At 48.6% G+C, this 17,901-nt stretch carries 16 protein-coding genes; 11 read left to right on the forward strand and 5 right to left on the reverse strand.

The annotated features are described in order from the left end of the window. The 4 genes from hutU to VIM87_RS26935 form a co-directional block, all read left to right on the forward strand. Positions 1–1,392: urocanate hydratase (gene hutU, locus VIM87_RS26920; RefSeq protein WP_331999982.1), on the forward strand; the 1,392-nt coding region annotated here is incomplete at its 5' end. A gap of 24 nt (positions 1,393–1,416) precedes the next feature. Next, positions 1,417–2,643 carry an imidazolonepropionase gene (gene hutI / locus VIM87_RS26925; protein ID WP_331999983.1) on the forward strand — a complete coding sequence of 409 codons (1,227 nt, stop codon included), beginning with the start codon at positions 1,417–1,419 and terminating at the stop codon, positions 2,641–2,643. Between the two features lie 11 nt (positions 2,644–2,654). Continuing rightward, a complete protein-coding gene (hutG, locus tag VIM87_RS26930; RefSeq protein WP_331999984.1) occupies positions 2,655–3,632 on the forward strand; it encodes a formimidoylglutamase in 978 nt (325 codons plus the stop codon). Positions 3,633–3,868: 236 nt separating this feature from the next. After that, complete coding sequence (locus VIM87_RS26935; RefSeq protein WP_331999985.1) at positions 3,869–6,292, forward strand: ABC transporter permease; 2,424 nt, start codon at positions 3,869–3,871, stop codon at positions 6,290–6,292. Between the two features lie 188 nt (positions 6,293–6,480). Here VIM87_RS26935 and VIM87_RS26940 read toward each other — a convergent pair whose 3' ends face one another. Next, on the reverse strand, positions 6,481–7,296 hold the full coding sequence (locus tag VIM87_RS26940) for a CHAD domain-containing protein (protein WP_331999986.1): 816 nt from the start codon (positions 7,294–7,296) through the stop codon (positions 6,481–6,483). A 56-nt stretch (positions 7,297–7,352) separates the two neighbouring features. On the opposite strand from VIM87_RS26940, the gene VIM87_RS26945 reads away from it, so the two are divergent. Beyond that, on the forward strand, positions 7,353–7,955 hold the full coding sequence (locus VIM87_RS26945) for a hypothetical protein (RefSeq protein WP_331999987.1): 603 nt from the start codon (positions 7,353–7,355) through the stop codon (positions 7,953–7,955). A 92-nt stretch (positions 7,956–8,047) separates the two neighbouring features. Here VIM87_RS26945 and purU read toward each other — a convergent pair whose 3' ends face one another. Next, a complete protein-coding gene (purU, locus tag VIM87_RS26950) occupies positions 8,048–8,917 on the reverse strand; it encodes a formyltetrahydrofolate deformylase (RefSeq protein WP_331999988.1) in 870 nt (289 codons plus the stop codon). Between the two features lie 163 nt (positions 8,918–9,080). Here purU and VIM87_RS26955 point away from each other — a divergent pair, with 163 nt between their 5' ends. Both VIM87_RS26955 and VIM87_RS26960 read left to right on the forward strand, forming a co-directional pair. Continuing rightward, positions 9,081–9,569 carry a metallophosphoesterase family protein gene (locus tag VIM87_RS26955; protein WP_331999989.1) on the forward strand — a complete coding sequence of 163 codons (489 nt, stop codon included), beginning with the start codon at positions 9,081–9,083 and terminating at the stop codon, positions 9,567–9,569. 71 nt (positions 9,570–9,640) lie between these two features. Then, on the forward strand, positions 9,641–10,696 hold the full coding sequence (locus VIM87_RS26960; protein WP_331999990.1) for a DUF4421 domain-containing protein: 1,056 nt from the start codon (positions 9,641–9,643) through the stop codon (positions 10,694–10,696). Positions 10,697–10,880: 184 nt separating this feature from the next. Here the strand turns inward: VIM87_RS26960 and VIM87_RS26965 are convergent, their stop codons facing one another. Next, positions 10,881–13,151 carry an aconitate hydratase gene (locus VIM87_RS26965; RefSeq protein ID WP_331999991.1) on the reverse strand — a complete coding sequence of 757 codons (2,271 nt, stop codon included), beginning with the start codon at positions 13,149–13,151 and terminating at the stop codon, positions 10,881–10,883. A 340-nt stretch (positions 13,152–13,491) separates the two neighbouring features. Here VIM87_RS26965 and VIM87_RS26970 point away from each other — a divergent pair, with 340 nt between their 5' ends. The 3 genes from VIM87_RS26970 to VIM87_RS26980 all read left to right on the forward strand — a co-directional run bounded on the left by VIM87_RS26970 (position 13,492) and on the right by VIM87_RS26980 (position 15,334). Then, on the forward strand, positions 13,492–13,713 hold the full coding sequence (locus VIM87_RS26970) for a PspC domain-containing protein (protein WP_089914236.1): 222 nt from the start codon (positions 13,492–13,494) through the stop codon (positions 13,711–13,713). A gap of 64 nt (positions 13,714–13,777) precedes the next feature. Then, positions 13,778–14,344, forward strand: a complete 567-nt coding sequence (locus VIM87_RS26975) for a thioredoxin family protein (protein WP_331999992.1) — start codon at positions 13,778–13,780, stop codon at positions 14,342–14,344. Between the two features lie 192 nt (positions 14,345–14,536). Continuing rightward, positions 14,537–15,334 (forward strand): DUF4382 domain-containing protein, encoded by a 798-nt coding sequence (locus VIM87_RS26980; protein ID WP_331999993.1) that lies wholly within the window; start codon positions 14,537–14,539, stop codon positions 15,332–15,334. A 96-nt stretch (positions 15,335–15,430) separates the two neighbouring features. On the opposite strand, the gene VIM87_RS26985 is transcribed toward VIM87_RS26980, so the two are convergent. Together VIM87_RS26985 and kdsA are read right to left on the reverse strand one after the other, a co-directional pair. Continuing rightward, a complete protein-coding gene (locus VIM87_RS26985; protein WP_331999994.1) occupies positions 15,431–15,838 on the reverse strand; it encodes a hypothetical protein in 408 nt (135 codons plus the stop codon). A gap of 47 nt (positions 15,839–15,885) precedes the next feature. Next, entirely contained in the window at positions 15,886–16,725 is an 840-nt protein-coding gene (kdsA, locus tag VIM87_RS26990; RefSeq protein WP_331999995.1) for a 3-deoxy-8-phosphooctulonate synthase, read from the reverse strand. A gap of 230 nt (positions 16,726–16,955) precedes the next feature. Here kdsA and VIM87_RS26995 point away from each other — a divergent pair, with 230 nt between their 5' ends. Further along, the gene (locus VIM87_RS26995; protein WP_331999996.1) at positions 16,956–17,894 is read left to right on the forward strand and encodes an NAD-dependent epimerase/dehydratase family protein; all 939 of its coding nucleotides are present in this window, start codon (positions 16,956–16,958) and stop codon (positions 17,892–17,894) included. The last annotated feature ends 7 nt before the right edge of the window (positions 17,895–17,901 follow it).

The following is a 17,901-nucleotide window of genomic DNA, read 5'->3' on the forward strand; positions in this document are numbered from 1 at the left end:
GGCATAGTACGCACACATGCACAGGCGCCGCGCGTGTTGCTGGCCAATAGTAACCTGGTGCCTAAATGGGCTACCTGGGAACATTTTAATGAGCTGCGTGCAAAAGGTTTAATGATGTTCGGGCAAATGACGGCCGGCAGCTGGATCTATATAGGCACGCAGGGCATTTTACAGGGTACCTATGAGACCTTCGTGGAATGCGGGCGCCGGCATTCTGATGGCAGCCTGAAAGGTAAACTGTTGGTAACAGCCGGTTTAGGCGGTATGGGCGGCGCTCAGCCGCTGGCCGCTACCATGGCAGGCGCAGTGTTCCTGGGCGCAGATGTGGATCCCGCACGTATTCAGAAACGGCTGGATACCCGTTACATTGACCGCATGACCCACTCCTACGAAGAAGCCATCCAATGGGCGCAGGAAGCCAAAGCCAAAGGGCAGGCGCTTTCCATAGGGCTGGTAAGCGATGCCGGCGATATGCTGGAAAAGCTGCTGCGTGATAATATTATTCCTGATATACTTACTGATCAAACTTCGGCACACGACCCGCTGAATGGTTATATACCCAACGGCCTTTCTTTAGCGGAAGCTGCCGCGCTGCGTAAAAATGATGCCGCGGCTTATGAGCAGCGCTCATTAAAAAGCATGGCCCGCCATGTGGGTTATATGCTGGCCCTGCAGGATAAGGGTGCTGTAACATTTGACTACGGCAATAACCTGCGCGAGTTTGCCAAAGCCGGCGGAGAGGCCAGGGCCTTTAATTTCCCGGGGTTCACGCCGGCGTATATACGTCCTTTATTTTGCGAAGGTAAAGGGCCTTTCCGCTGGGTAGCCTTATCCGGCGATCCGGAAGATATTTATACTACCGACCGTGCGCTGATGGAAGCCTTCCCGGAGAACACGGCGCTTATTAACTGGTTGCAACAGGCGCAGCAAAAAATTGCCTTCCAGGGCTTACCTTCCCGCATATGCTGGCTGGGTTTGGGCGAGCGTGAAAAAGCAGGGCTGATCTTTAATGAGCTGGTACGTACCGGCAAAGTAAAAGCGCCCATCGTAATAGGCCGCGATCACCTGGATTGTGGTTCCGTGGCATCTCCCAACCGGGAAACAGAAGCTATGAAGGACGGCTCTGATGCAGTATCCGACTGGCCTTTGCTGAACCTGATGTCTAATACAGCAGGTGGCGCTACCTGGGTATCGTTCCACCACGGTGGCGGCGTAGGCATGGGATACTCACAGCACGCAGGCATGGTGGTGCTGGCAGATGGTACGGACCGTGCAGCCGCCTGCCTGCAGCGCGTACTGTTCAATGACCCTGCCATGGGCATTTTCCGCCATGCAGATGCAGGTTATGAGAAAGCGCAGGAGTGGGGCGATAAATTCGGGATCAGCATTTAGTACCTGTTACTTAAAAATTTTCACATGTTACTGATAGGCCCTTTTTCCCAGATATTGCCCATGAGCGGGCTGCCGTTAAAAGGCCCTTTGCAGGATGAGCAATTGCCGCTGATAGAAAAAGGCGGTATCCTCATAAACGGTGATACTATTACCGCTATTGGCCGCTTTGCCACCCTGCAGCAGCAATACCCGCAATGCGAAGTACATTTTATTGATAAGCCGATGGTGCTGCTGCCGGGGTTTATTGACTGCCATACACATATTTGTTTTGATGGTAACCGCAACCGCGACTATGCTATGCGCATTGCGGGGAAAAGTTATCTGGAAATAGCCCGCGCCGGCGGCGGCATATGGGATTCTGTAACCAAAACCCGTATAGCCGATGATGTTACTTTGGCCGAGAACACGGTAGCCCGCGCCAACCGGCATTTACAGGAGGGCGTTACTACCATTGAAGTGAAAAGCGGTTACGGGCTGGACCTGGTGAACGAAATAAAAATGCTGCAGGCCATACAAAGCGCTTCCCTGCACACCGCTGCCACGCTGGTGCCTACCTGCCTGGCAGCACATATGCTGCCCAAAGATTATAAGGGCGCCCCGGATGAATATTTAAGCTGGATACTGGCAGAGCTGTTACCCGTGATACAGGCAGAACAGCTGGCTAAACGGGTAGATATTTTCATTGAGGAAACAGCCTTTACGCCAACGGATGCACGTACTTTTTTACTGGCTGCCAAACAGCTGGGATTTGCCGCCACCGTGCATGCGGACCAGTTCAGCACAGGCGGCAGCGCCGTAGCTGTGGAAACCGGCGCCCTCTCTGCCGACCACCTGGAAGCCAGTACGGAAAAAGAAATTGCACTGCTGGCTGCTTCCAACACCACGGCCGTAGTGTTACCCGGTGCTTCCCTGGGTTTAGGCATGCAATACGCACCGGCGCGTAAGCTGCTGGATGCAGGCGCCAGCCTGGCCATTGCCAGCGACTGGAACCCAGGATCAGCCCCTATGGGCGACCTGCTGATACAGGCCGCTGTACTAAGCGCTGCCCAGCATTTATCCATGGCAGAAACACTGGCAGCATTAACCGTGCGGGCTGCACCTGCTTTACAGCTTACGCAGGTAGGGCAGCTGGAAGCGCAATACGTGGCAGATATGCAGGCTTATGCCACTGCCGACTACCGTGATATACTCTATTACCAGGGTAAGCTAAAACCGGAGCTGGTATGGAAGGCCGGTACCCTGATCCAATAAACAATGCATAAATGACAGCAGGCAATTATTATCAACCCACCGCTGCAGGTATCTGGACCGGCCGCATTGACGGCACGGAGGCGGATGTATTAAGATGGCACCAGCGTGTACAACCGGTGCATCTTTTACAGCTTCCTTCCTTAAAGCCCGGCCAGCAAGGCATAGCGCTGTTAGGATTTGCCTGTGATGAAGGTGTGCGCCGTAACAAAGGCAGGGTAGGGGCTGCACAGGGGCCAACGGCCTTACGTAAGGCCTGCGCTAACCTGCCGGTGCATTTTAATGAGCCGCTTGTATTACCGGATGCAGGAGATATTGTTTGTCCTGATCAAAACCTGGAAGCAGCACAGGGCGCATTAAGCGATGCTGTACAGCAGCTGCACGCTGCAGGCTATACTCCTGTTTTACTGGGCGGCGGGCATGAAATTACGTATGGCCATGCCCGTGGTATCTATCAATCCTTTCCGGAGCAAAAGATAGGATTGATAAATTTTGACGCCCACTTTGACCTGCGCATTCCTGCTGAGGAAGGCCCCAGCTCCGGCACTGGTTTCTGGCAGCTGGCGCAGGATTGCAGGTTGCAGGAAAGGCCCTTTCATTACCTGGCCTTAGGCATTCAAACGCATAGCAACACGCAGCAATTATTCCGCACCGCCCGGGAGCTGGGTGTGCAAATTGTTCCGGCAGATGTTTTTCATATGCAGGATCTAACAACCCTCCAAACCACGATTGCACAGTTCTTACAGCAGGTAGATAAGATCTACCTCACCATTGACCTGGATGTATTTGCTGCGCCTTTTGCGCCGGGTGTAAGCGCTACCGCTTATAACGGCATTTTACCCGGCGGCGTTTTTATGGAATGTTACCGGCTGATATTACGAAGCGGTAAGCTGGCCGGGCTGGATATTGCAGAACTAAACCCCGCACTGGATATTGATAACCGCACGGCGAAGCTGGGCGCTGGGCTGGTGTTTGAGGCAACTGAGTTTTAATTACGAATTATTCAATTACGAATTAAGTATTACGTAGGCAAATTGTTTCCAGCATAAATAATAGCTGAAGGTGACAACATTAGCAATTCATTCATCCGCTGCATTCTAATTCGTAATTAAATAATTCGTAATTCACTCCTGTTCGTTTCCGGACATTTTGTTTTAAAACCGGACAGTAAACACATTATTTACCAGTTGTACTCTATTGATTTTCATGTGAATACCAAAGTGGCACTGTGTTCGTAGCGCAGGCTGTTATGCTCAACAACTATTTCAAAACCGGCTTCCGCAACCTGTTGCGTAACAGGACCCATTTCTTTGTGAATATTACCGGACTGGTGGTAGGGTTTAGCGCCTTTCTGCTGATCTTCCTGGTATTGGCATATGAAAAAAGCTTTGATACTTTTCATGCCAACAAAGAGCATATTTACCGGGTGGTAAGAATGAATAAAGATGGCAGTTATTCCGCCACCGCTTCTTTCCCATTAGCAGCGGCATTAAGAGCAGAGCTTCCGCAGGTAGAAAGGTCGGCCGCTATTTATGGCGACCGGGATGTGCAGGTGATTGTTACCGGTGCTGCAGGTGAAACCGTGAAAAAGTTTAAAGAGCCTATCGGTGTTTTCTTTGCAGAACCACAGCTCTTCGGCATGTTTGATTTTAAGATCATTGCAGGCAATTCCACGAACGCCCTCAGCGAACCTAATACTGCCGTGCTTACAAAAGCGATGGCCACAAAATATTTCGGTAGCTGGCAACAGGCCATAGGCGGGGTTCTTAAAGTATATAACCTGCCCATCAGGGTTACCGGCATTATGGATAACCCGCCAACTAATACTGATTTCCCTTTAGGAGTAGTGATATCCCATGCCACCATCAACAGTTTAATGAGAAATATGCAGAGTTGGGTAGAGCTGTGGGATGATCATTATTGTTTTGTGCAATTGCGCCCCAATGTTACTGAAGCGCATCTGAATACCCTGCTGCCGGCTTTCTTAGGCAAACACGTAACACCGGAAGATGCAGGTTATGACCTAAAACTGCAACCGCTGAACGAGATCCATTTTGATAAACGCTTTGATAATTTCAACCATCGCGTTTTCAGCACAGCACTCATTACTGCATTAAGCCTTATTGGCACCTTTCTGCTTATTATTGCCTGTGTTAATTTTATTAATCTTTCCACTGCCAGTGCCATTAACCGCTCCAGGGAAGTAGGTGTGCGCAAAGTGTTAGGCAGCAACCGGCAGCAATTGGTAGCACAGTTCTTCGGAGAAACCGGTATTACCTGCTTTATAGCCATAGTAGGCGCTGTGATAGTTGCCATGATTTGCATGCCTTACATAAACCGGCTGCTGGAAATTAAAATGCCGCTGCATTTATTATTCAGCCCTGCTATTATTGGATTTATCCTGTGCAGCTGGCTGGTGGTAACCTTATTGTCAGGCTTTTACCCGGCGCTGGTGCTCTCCGGTTTTAATCCCATTCATACGCTTAAGAGCAGGATCAATGTGGAAAAAGCAAAAGGGATCACACTCCGCAGGGGCCTGGTAATCCTGCAGTTCGTAATTGCGCAGGTATTGATCATTGCCACGCTGGTAGTGGTTTCGCAGCTGAATTATTTCAGTAATGCAGATATGGGCTTTAATAAAGAAGCTATTATAAATGCAGGTTTTCCCCAGGATAGTATTAGTCAGGCTAAATTAACACTGGTGCATAACCTGTTGATGCAGGAGCCGGGCATACAGGCTGTAAGCTTCAGTGCATTTGCACCGGTAGACAATTCCAGCTGGGCTACGAACCTGCGACTGGGCACCAATAATACCGGCAAGGCCGACCTGATCGTAAATATGAAACCGGCAGATACCGGCTATTTTAATATTTATAAGCTGCAGCTGCTGGCAGGGCGTGCTTATTTTGCCTCAGATACCCCGCGGGAGTTTATTGTGAATGAAAGCCTGGTGAAAAGGCTGGGTTTAGGCAGCCCGCAGGAAGCCATCGGCAAGCTCATTGCAGCACCCGCAAGCCGTCACCCCTGGCCAATTGTAGGCGTAGTAAAGGATTATCATATCAGCTCCCTCCGTGATCCTGTGAGTGAGATAGTAATGACCACTTTGAAAGGATCTTACCGCACGACCAATATTAAAATAGCGCCCGGTAAAGCCAGGGCCACCCTAGCTGCCGTAGAAAAGATCTGGAACAAGGTGTTCCCGGATTATGTGTTTGAATATAATTTTATTGATCAAACAGTAGCTGCTTATTATAAGCAGGAGGATCAGCTTTCACAGCTCTTTAAAATATTTGCAGGCCTGGCCATCTTCATATCCTGCCTGGGTTTGTACGGGTTGGTATCCTTTATGGCAGCGCGGCGTAAAAAGGAAATTGGCATCCGCAAGGTGCTGGGCGCATCTGCAGGTAACATAGTGCTCTTGTTATCCCGCGAATTCACCATACTTATTACCATTGCATTCCTGGTAGCTGCGCCGGTAGCCTGGTATTGTATGCAGGAGTGGCTGCAGCAGTATACTTTCCGGATTAACCTTGGGGCAGGGTTCTTTATTGCTGCGCTGCTGTTCTCTGTATTGATCGCCTGGCTTACCGTAGGGCATTCTGCATTAAAAGCCGCCATCGCCAACCCGGTGAAGAGCCTGCGTACGGAGTGAATTACGAATTATTCAATTACGAATTGCGAATTGGATAATTCGTAATTCAGGTTTAGCAATGAAAGTAATGATGCGTATGTTGTTAAGAACATTATTGAATTATTTATGAACAGAGTCCTGCATTTCAAATGCAGGACTTTAATTTATGCAGTACTCAATTCGTAATTCGTAATTGAATAATTCGTAATTCACAATTCTACTTCCGGCTTTCGCCTTATCCATTCCCTGCTCCGTTGCAGCTGTTGCTGCGTATCTGCGGCCAGCTGTTTCAATAAGCCATCTATACCCCGCGGCAGGGCAATTTGCTCGCTGCGCATGAGCTGCATGCTGTTGCGTATGAACTGTTGCAGCGCCAGCAGATCGTGCCAGCTGCCTAAGCGGCTGCCTGCTTCGTTGGTGAACTGTAACATAACGGGCAGCGCTGCCGATCCTTCAAACAAGGGCTGCGATATTTCCAGCTGGTAATACAGGCGTTTGATCTCTTTGCGCAGATCATGCCATTTCTCCGCTGCTACATGGCCTGCCGGTATGGCAATGGCGGCATATTGCTCCTGTAAATGTTTGCTGAGCTGTTTATGGGAAAGGTGTGGTAATTGTGCCGGCTGCTTACGCAGCTTTTTAATAAAAGTTGGGGGAAAGGCCTGTGTAGTGGCCTGGGCCTGCTCTTTGGCCTGCCGGGCATGATCTTTTAACAGCGCTTTAAAGAAGCGGTATTGTTGCGGGCTCTTTTTAGTGTATTGCCCTAAGCTCTCCTGCTGCAGCTGCAGATCGCGCAGCGCGCCTGCCGCCTGCTGTAATATTTTCAGGAGCTTAGCATAACGTTTCCCTTTGAGCTGCTTATCGCTGAATTGTTTGATCAGCGTAAGGCAGGCCCGCGCCCTTTTTATGGAGGTACGCAGCTTGTGCACGTGATCCGGGGCGGCCTTTTTGCTGATGGCCGGCAGCAGATCCGCGATGGTAGCACATTGCGTATCAAGGTACTTATATAAAGTTTCCCACATCATAGTCAGCTTTCTAAAGTTAACATATATTTGCTACCTAATTAAAATCCCAAATTGTCATGAAATTAATCCCTGCATTGGCAGCTATATCACTGGTAGCTGTGTTATCCGCACCCGCAAGTGCTCAGAAATTAAAAGTAACAGAAGGCAGCCTGTCTGCACTCAAGGGACAAACAGAAATTAACACGGAGTTTACGTACGATGGTATGAAAGTCGGCAAATTTGATAATGAAGCCGACTACATCCAGAAAAAAACTACGGAGTATAATTCCAAAGAGGCCGGCCGTGGCGATACCTGGGCCAAAGCCTGGAAAGACGACCGCGAAGCCCGTTACGAGCCCAAGTTTGCAGAGCTGTTTAATGAGCATGGCAGCATAAAGTCCGTGCATAACAAAAGCGCAAAGTACACGCTGATCTTTAAAACCAATTTTATTGAACCGGGTTTTAACGTAGGCGTATGGCGTAAGAATGCTTCTATGGATGGTGAAGTATGGATTGTGGAAACGGCCAGCCCGGATAAGGCAGTTGCTAAAATATCCGTTGAAAAGGCCCAGGGCCGTGTGTTTGGCGGATATGACTTTGATACCGGCGTACGTATTGCAGAAGCTTATGCAGATGCCGGAAAAGCGTTAGGCAAGTTCATTAAGAGCAAAGCAGAGTAATAAGTAAAAAGTAAAAAAGCAAAAATTAAAAAGAAGAACCGGGATGATCATTCCGCAGCATTCTTTTAATTTTTGCTTTTTTACTTTTTACTTTAAAACACGATGGTTTTGTTGCCGTGCACAATTACCCGGTCTTCAATATGTGCTTTTACTGCACGGGTAAGCACCTGTCTCTCAATATCGCGGCCCAGCAGCACCAGGTCATCTACCGCATGTTTATGGCTTACGCGGGCTACATCCTGCTCAATAATGGGGCCTTCATCCAGGTCGTTGGTGACATAATGCGCGGTAGCGCCAATTAGTTTTACACCCCGCGTATAGGCGTTCAGGTAAGGGCGCGCGCCTGCAAAAGCAGGTAAAAAAGAATGATGGATATTAATGATGCGGCCGGGAAATTCTTTCACAAAATCAGGCGATAAGATCTGCATGTAACGCGCCAGCACAATGAAATCCACCTGTTGCTGCTGTAACAGCTTAATGGCCTGCTGCTCCTGCTGCGTTTTGTTTTGCGCGGTCACCGGCAGGTAATGAAAGGGAATATCAAAATCGGCTGCCAGCTTTTGCAGATCATTGTGGTTAGAGATCACCAGGGGAATATCTACTTCCAGCTCCCCGCTGCGCCAGCGCCACAGCAGCTCCATAATGCAGTGGTCATATTTGGATACCATGATGGCCATGCGTTTACGATGGTCTGTATAGTCAATACGCCATTCCATATGCCGGGGTAAAGCCACTTTTTCCCGGAAATCGGCCTCCAGCTGCTCCCGGCTGATGCTGGTATTTTCCAGGTGAAATACCATGCGCATAAAGAACAGGCCTTCCCGCGGATCGGTGCTGTGCTGGCTGGCATCCAGGATATTGGCGCCATGGGAGTACAGGAACTGGGATACCCCCGCTACAATGCCGGGACGGTCAGGACAGCAGATCAATAGGCGGCCGGTGATATCGGTATACGGATCCATGTAAATAGTAGCTTTTATGGATATGTAAAATAGGAAGAAAAGTCCACAGGCCATAGTCCGCTGTCTGCGGATCATAAACCGCGGATCATGGATCATTTGTTCAACAGGCCATTGACTTTTGTTAAATTTGCCTTCCCGAACCGCAGATCGTGAACCGCTAGTCATGAAAAAAATAGGCCTTCTTTCAGATACCCATAGCTACCTGCACCCGCAGGTGTTCAAACATTTTGAAAATGTAGATGAGATCTGGCATGCCGGTGATATCGGCAACACCGGCCTGGCCGATGAGCTGGAAGCCTTTAAACCTTTCAGGGCTGTGTATGGCAATATCGATGGCGCGGATATCCGTATCCGTTACCCCGAAAACCTGCATTTTGAGTCAGAGGGTGTAAAAGTGTTCATGACCCATATAGGTGGTTACCCGGGCAAATATGCGCCCGGCGTAAAGGCGCAGCTGTTGCAGCAGCAGCCCAAACTGTTTATTTGCGGGCATTCCCATATCCTGAAAGTAATTCCCGATCCTGCCCTGCAGCTGCTGCACATTAACCCCGGAGCCTGCGGTTTGCAGGGCTGGCATAAAGTAAAAACACTGGTGCGGTTTGAGCTGCATGCCGGCAACATTCAGCAGCTGGAAGTAATAGAAATTAAATAACAGGCCGGGACCTGATCATTAACTATTAGCTAATAAGGGGTTACTCACCGGTGAAAGCTATAAATTGTATATTGATACAGCATATGCGCCTGCAGCTTGTTCTATTGTTGGCTGGCCTGGGCAGTACGATGGTTGCACAGGGACAAAAAAACACTTTTGGAGAAAAAGTGTTCGGCTGGCTGCGTACTAAGAATGATACGAACTACATTACGGATCATACCCGTGATCTTAACCTGCGCCTGTATGGCGGCCGTAAATACACCTATTATGATGTGGTGGACCGCAAGCTGAAAAAAGAGGTGCTGTACCGCCCCAATAACAATTTTATTGTGGGGGTAGGCGCTAACTATAAATTCCTGGATATTAACCTGGGCTTTAGCCTTCCGGATGTTGAGCACAATAAAGACCGGTATGGTACCACCAGATACCTGGACCTGCAAACACATATTTACCTGCGTAAGCTGGTAATAGACCTGTACTGGCAACGCTATAAAGGATACTTTCTGGCTGACCAGGGCGGCCCGCTGGGGAACGTGCTGGAGGACAGGCCCCGGCTTTTACGGCCCGATCTGCGCACACGTAATTACGGGGCCAGCGTAATGTATATTTTCAACGACCAGCGTTTTTCTTACCGCGGTGCATACCTGCAAAATGAACATCAGAAAAAAAGCGCCGGCTCGCTGATCATAGGGGCCGAGATCTTCAGCATCCGCATTCATGCCGATTCTTCTATTATACCCAGCGATCTGCAAAGCCCTGATTTCTTTGAAGGACAGCGGTTTTACCGCTCCGGCATTGTAAGCGTGGCGGGTAATGCCGGTTATGCCTATACGCTGGTGTATAAAAAACATTTGTTCATGACCTTATCACTTTCCGGCGCATTAGGGGTGAATGTAACACGGTTGTACATGAACGACAGTATTCCCAAAAAAGCAGGGTGGCAACTGAACAATACTATCCGTGTATCCATAGGGTATAACTCCAACCTTTATTTTGCAGGGTTTCAATACATGAACGTAGTAACCCGCAGTGAAACGCCTATCAAAGAAACCTACCAAACCTTTGGCACCGGCAACTTCCGCATTAGTTTGGTGCGCCGGTTCAAGCTGCGAAAGCAGCTTTTCTAATTAATAATGAAGAATTAATAATTAATAATCGTAAGGCAGTTACTGCGTGGGATGGGAGGCTGTTATTAAGGCAGCAGTGTTTAATTAAACAACCGCTATAAATAAACCTTTCCTAATGCAAAAGAGCACCGATGCTTGTTACACCGGTGCTCTTTATTATTAATTATTCATTCTTAATTATTAATTATTTCGCCTTGGCGAATTCAGCGCGGATCACGTTCAGTGCGCCACCGGCTTTAAACCACTCGATCTGTTGTTCGTTATAAGTGTGGTTTACGGTAATGCTGTCGCTGGTGCCGTTCTTGTGATTCGCTACCACGGTCAGGGTTTTGCCGGGCGTAAAATCAGTCAGGCCAATGATATCAAACGTATCATCTTCCTGGATCTTTTCATAATCATCCTTATCGGCAAAGGTCAGTGCCAGCATACCCTGTTTTTTCAGGTTGGTTTCGTGTATGCGTGCAAATGATTTTACCAGGATGGCCCTTACGCCCAGGTGACGGGGCTCCATAGCTGCGTGCTCGCGGCTGGAACCTTCCCCGTAGTTTTCATCGCCCACCACCACAGAGCCAATGCCTGCAGCTTTGTAAGCGCGCTGGGTAGCCGGTACCGGGCCGTATTCGCCGGTGAGCTCATTCTTAACGGTATCGGTTTTATCGTTAAAGGCATTTACTGCGCCGATCAGCATGTTGTTGGAGATATTATCCAGGTGGCCACGGTATTTTAACCAGGGGCCGGCCATGGAAATATGGTCCGTAGTACACTTACCTTTTGCTTTAATAAGCAGCTTTAAACCTTTCAGATCAACACCTTCCCAGGCGCTGAACGGAGCCAGCAGCTGCAAACGGTCGCTGCTGGGGGATACCACTACCTGTACACCGCGGCCATCGACAGCAGGAGCCTGGTAGCCGGCATCTTCCACGGCAAAACCTTTGGAAGGCATTTCGTAACCGGTAGGTTCATCCAGCATTACTTCTTTACCGTCTTTGGTTTTCAGCTTATCGGTCAGCGGGTTAAAGGTCAGGTCGCCGGCAATAGCCAGGGCCGTTACTATTTCCGGAGAAGCTACAAATGCGTGCGTAGAGGCCAGGCCGTCGTTACGTTTTGCAAAGTTGCGGTTAAAGGAGGTGATGATGGAGTTCTTACGGTTAGGATCGTCTATATGACGTGCCCATTGCCCGATACAGGGACCGCAGGCATTCGCCAGCACCACACCGCCTATTTTGTCGAAGGTATCCAGCAAACCATCTCTTTCAATGGTGTAGCGTACCAGCTCAGAACCGGGGGTAATGGTGAATTCGGATCTTACATCCAGGTTCTTGTCAATGGCTTGTTTGGCCAGGGAGGCAGAACGGGAAATATCTTCGTAGGAAGAGTTGGTGCAGGAGCCTATCAGGGCTACTTCCAGCTTTTCGGGCCAGTTGTTTTCTTTAACTGCCTGTGCAAATTTAGAGATGGGCCATGCCAGGTCCGGCGTAAAAGGACCATTCACATAGGGTTCCAGCTCATTCAGGTCTATTTCAATCACCTGGTCATAGAACTTATCAGAACCGGTATATACTTCCGGGTCAGGACGCAGGTGCTCTTTCACGGTATCAGCCAGGGCAGCAACATCTGCACGGCCGGTGCCTTTCAGGTAAGCAGACATTTTATCGTCATAGGCAAATACGGAACAGGTAGCGCCTATTTCCGCACCCATGTTACAAATGGTTGCTTTACCGGTAGCGCTCAGGCTATCGGCGCCTTCGCCAAAATATTCGACAATAGCACCGGTACCGCCTTTTACGGTCAGTATGCCGGCTACTTTCAGGATCACATCTTTGGCAGAGGTCCAGCCGCTCATTTTACCGGTCAGCTTTACACCGATCAGCTTAGGCATTTTCAGCTCCCAGGGCAGGCCGGCCATTACGTCAACCGCATCTGCACCGCCTACGCCAATGGCTAACATACCTAAACCACCCGCATTGGGGGTGTGGGAATCCGTACCGATCATCATACCACCGGGAAATGCATAGTTTTCCAGCACTACCTGGTGAATGATGCCTGCACCGGGTTTCCAGAAACCGATGCCGTATTTATTAGAGATAGAGGAGAGAAATTCGTAAACTTCCTTATTGGTGTCTTTTGCCGTGGCCAGGTCAGCTACAGCGCCTGTTTTGGCTTGAATGAGGTGATCACAGTGTACAGTGGAGGGAACCGCTACTTTATCGCGCCCGCAGGTCATGAACTGTAACAAGGCCATCTGGGCGGTGGCATCCTGCATGGCTACACGGTCCGGGGCAAACTCTACGTAGGATTTACCTCTTTCGAACGGCGAAGTAGCAGGTGCATACAGGTGAGCATATAAGATCTTTTCTGCCAATGTAAGCGGACGGCCTAACATTTTGCGGGTAGCTTCCACTTTACCCGGTAGTGCCGCGTACACTCCTTTAATCATTTCAATATCAAACACCATGAGAAATAAATATTTAAGTGCGGTTAAAAATTGCACCGCGAAATTAACTAAAATCACGAAGTTTTTAAAATAGTAAGCGCCCGATACTGCACAGTTTATAGCTGCATTTAATGCATATGTTTTTCATAAGCTATTATAAATCATTCTATAATATGTAGTTAGAATGCAGTGGTTGCTGTTCCGGGGTTTTTGCAGGTGAGGAATTTAACATAAAAGGCGATAAAAAGATCAGAACATCCCGGTTGATAGTCCGTGCATTACGGTTTTCATGCGGCTAACAGCGGGCTGCACTCACACCGTTCTCTTGGTTTTCACACCGGATTTTAATAAATTTGAAGTCATGAAGCGCTTTAAGGATTTTGTGGAATGGCAGGCGTTCGGAGTCTGTGCCGCTATTGGAGATAAGCTGGGGGTAGCTACCTCCCGTATCCGCTTGTTCTTTATCTACACATCTTTCCTTACCATGGGATCACCGGTAATTATTTACATGATCCTGGCTTTTTGGGTTAACATGAAAAATTATATTCTCAACGCCCGTCGTAATCCGCTGAGGTATTTGTAGAATAATTGCAAACGCAGGTGTTTGCTTGTAGCGCATCCCCTTTGAACTACTAAAAAATTTAACCATGGCCCGCACACCCTCTCACATGGTTCCGTTAGGAACACCTGCCCCCGATTTCAAATTGCTGGATGTTATATCAGGTAAATGGCTGCAGTTAAAAGAATTACCATCTGCCATTGGTACCGTAGTGATGTTCATTTGCAACCACTGCCCGTTTGTACGTTACATACAACCTGAGCTGGTGCGGCTTTCCAAGGAATATATTGCCAAAGGCATCCGCTTCCTGGCCATCAGCGCCAATGATGCGCAGCAATACCCGGAAGACGGGCCTGCGCATATGCGGGAAGTAGCTATTGAGCTGGATTATACTTTTCCTTACTTATATGATGAAAGCCAGGAAACAGCGCGGGCTTACCAGGCCGCCTGTACCCCCGACTTTTTTGTGTATGACAGATCATTAAAGTTAGTATACCGCGGTCAGTTGGATGATGCGCGGCCCGGAAATGATCAGCCGCTGAACGGCAAAGATCTGCGGTCGGCGCTCAATGCCCTGTTAGAAGGAATGGAAGTAAGCCCCTTGCAGAAACCAAGTGTGGGATGTAACATTAAGTGGAAAATGGAAGCAGTATAAAAACGCTGTAAAATCATTAAAATATACAAAACGCTGATTGCTAAGGCAGTCGGCGTTTTTATTTTATAGCTGGCCGGATGCCTGTTGTCACAAGTGAACTTTTTTTAATCTGTATTTTAAACTTTTCTTAACAAACCATATCTAAATCCGAGAGCCGCAAAAAAGGCGATACTAAAACCAATACACTTTATTATGAACAATTCACTGAGAAACCTACTTACAGGTACACTTGCACTGGCTGGCCTTTGTTACCTGTCATCCTGTTCCAAAAATGAGAACAACAGCGGGCAGGCACGTTTACAGGTAGCGCTCACTGACGGCCCGGGCGATTTTAAAGCCGTTTATATTGATGTACAGGATGTGAACATTAATTACACCGATAGTGATGATAATGGCTGGCAGACATTGAGTGGTTTCAGAAAAGGCCGCTACAACCTGCTTACCCTGGTAAATGATAAAGACACCGTGCTGGCTGATGCCTACATTAAGTCAGGTACGGTAAAAGAGATCCGCCTGGTGCTGGGCGATGACAACTGGGTAGTGACCCATGACGGCGATTCCGTTCATCTGCAAACGCCCAGCGGGCAGTCATCCGGTGTTAAGCTGAAATTGAATTCAGATGTAACCGGCGATGTGCTTTACAAGCTGGTACTGGATTTTGATGTAGCAAAATCGATCCATGAAGCAGGTGGTTCCGGCAAGTTTATGCTTAAGCCAGTTATCAGAGGTTTTATGCAGGCGCAGGGCGGTGCTATCAGGGGCGTAACAACACCGGATTCCATAGCCACAGCTGTATTGGCGCTTAACGGTAATGATACGGTAGCCAGCACTTATACTGACCATGGTCATTACCTGATCAAAGGTATTAGCGCCGGTACTTATACGCTGCACTTTATACCTTCTGATACCTTGCTGAGCACCATTGTAAGATCTGGCGTAACCGTTGCATTAGGTCAGGTTACAACAGTAGATACGGTAAGATTGAAGTAAAGGAGAAAGCAAAAAGCATAAAGCAAAAAGCTGATTGTCGCGAATATCTGCGGGGCAATCAGCTTTTTGCTTTATCCTTTAAGCTTTTAGCTTCAGCTAATCCAAGTGGAAATTAGTCATGATGTGATAATGGTTCTGGAGCTGGTTCACGGTAAGCGGGCCTTTAATTTCCCGGTGCTCATCACGGTAGTTCAGGCGGGTTATATCGCGGCCGTCTTCCTGGGCCAGCTGTACGCTGAAAGGCCCGCGTACATATACCGCTGTATGGCCATTGCCGGTAGCGGCAGATTCATCTTTCTGAAATTTCAGCTTCAGCAGCTGTGATTCATCCAGTGGAATTTCGTACAGATCATCCAGCGAGTACCAGAATTCCTGCTGTTCATGGGTCAGTACACAAGCCTGTCTGTCCTCAGGGTTCACTTCCAGTACCTTGCCTTCCAGCAGCTCTCCTTCATACGATACTAACACGGTATCACCTGTTTTAACGTCATGTAAACGGATCATGGTGAAATGTTTTTAGTGTAGTATGAATATAACAAAAATTGTGCACACTAGTGGTGGTGGGCGCTTACATTTTTACTCACGGCTTCCCGTATACGAACCAGCTGTTCCAGCAGCTCCTCCAGCAGATCCAGGCGCAGCATGTTAGCCCCGTCTGATAAGGCGCAGGAGGGATCCGGGTGCGTTTCTATGAACAACCCGTCGGCCCCGGTAGCAATCGCTGCCTTGGCAATAGTGCTGATCATTTGCGGGTTACCGCCGGTAACGCCGCTGGTTTGATTGGGCTGCTGCAGGGAGTGGGTACAATCCATTACCACCGGCACGCCATGCCCGCGCATAATGGGAATGTTACGGTAATCCACTACCAGGTCCTGGTAGCCAAAGGTGGTACCGCGTTCTGTAAGTATCACCTGGTTATTGCCCGCCTGTTTAATTTTTTCAACGGCAAACTTCATAGCGTCGCCACTTACGAACTGCCCCTTTTTTACGTTCACTACCTTGCCGGTTTCCGCGGCTGCCAGCAGAATGTCTGTTTGCCGGCATAAGAAGGCCGGGATCTGCAGCACATCCACATAAGCGGCTGCCATAGCTGCTTCTGCGGCAGAGTGAATGTCGGAGGTTACCGGGAGGTTAAAGGCCTGCCCGGTTTTTTGCAGCAGGTCCAGCCCTTCCACATCGCCCATACCGGTAAAGGAATGAATGCTGGTGCGGTTAGCCTTGCGGTACGATGCCTTGAAAATATAGGGGATGTTCAGCCGCTTGCAGATGCCGGAAACCTTCTCTGCCACGGTTGTTAACAGCTCCTCGCTTTCCACTACACAGGGGCCGGCTATCAGGAAAAAATTGTCGGGATTATATTGCTCTTTGAACAAAGATTTCAAATGATTCATCTGCATTTTAATTTGAGGACGTAAAGGTACGGAATCCGCTAAATGTTTAAATTGTCATAATATTGTAAGCGGCGAATCATCACCCGGGATTATACCAGTGATATAAAAAGGAGATTGTTGAATCATTGTCATGTACCCATGCTCAATGTATTGAATATTCAATGAACCTATTAATATTACGGATCAATGTGTGCCACACCTTTAAGGTGTGGCACACCTAAACACACGAAATGAAAAAGGATAAAATACTGGTAATAGGCGCCTGCGGGCAAATAGGCGTGGAGCTTACCCTGACGTTACGTAAAATATACGGGGATACCAATGTTGTAGCATCTGACCTGCGCGAGGAGCATGAGCTGCTGAAAGGTTCCGGCCCCTATGTATCGCTGGATGTTATGAACAAGGAAATGCTGCACGTGCTGGTGATCCGCCACAACATTACCCAGATCTACCTGCTGGCGGCCATCCTTTCTGCTACCGGTGAAAAAAATCCTTTGCTGGCCTGGCATATCAACATGCAAAGCCTTTTAAATGTGCTGGATATTGCCAAGGAAGAGGGCCTGGATAAAGTATACTGGCCCAGCTCTATTGCCGTATTTGGCCCTAATTCCCCTAAAGAAACCACCCCGCAGCATACGGTTATAGAACCTACTACCATTTACGGCATCAGCAAATTTGCGGGTGAGCGCTGGTGTGAGTATTATAACCACCGTTACGGCGTGGATGTAAGAAGCCTGCGCTACCCGGGTCTTATCAGCTATAAATCCGCACCCGGCGGCGGTACTACCGACTATGCCATTGAGATCTTTCACGAAGCGCTGGAAGAAAAAAAGTATACCTGCTTCCTTTCTGAAGATACTTACCTGCCCATGATGTATATGCCGGATGCCATCCGCGCTACGATTGAGCTGATGGAAGCAGCACAGCCTAAAATATCAGTACGCTCCTCCTATAACCTGGGCGCTATGAGCTTTTCGCCCAAAGAGATAGCCGCAGAGATCAAAAAGCATATCCCCGAATTCACTATCAGCTACCAATCCGATTACCGGCAGCAGATCGCAGACGGCTGGCCCAAGAGCATAAACGACGAACTGGCCCGCAAAGACTGGGGCTGGAAACCGGATTATGACCTGCCTAAAATGGTAACGGATATGTTGAAGAACCTGTAAGCGTTCT

Origin of the sequence: Chitinophaga sp. (assembly GCF_036569125.1) — a bacterium.
In the GTDB taxonomy this organism is placed as follows: Bacteria; Bacteroidota; Bacteroidia; order Chitinophagales; family Chitinophagaceae; genus Chitinophaga.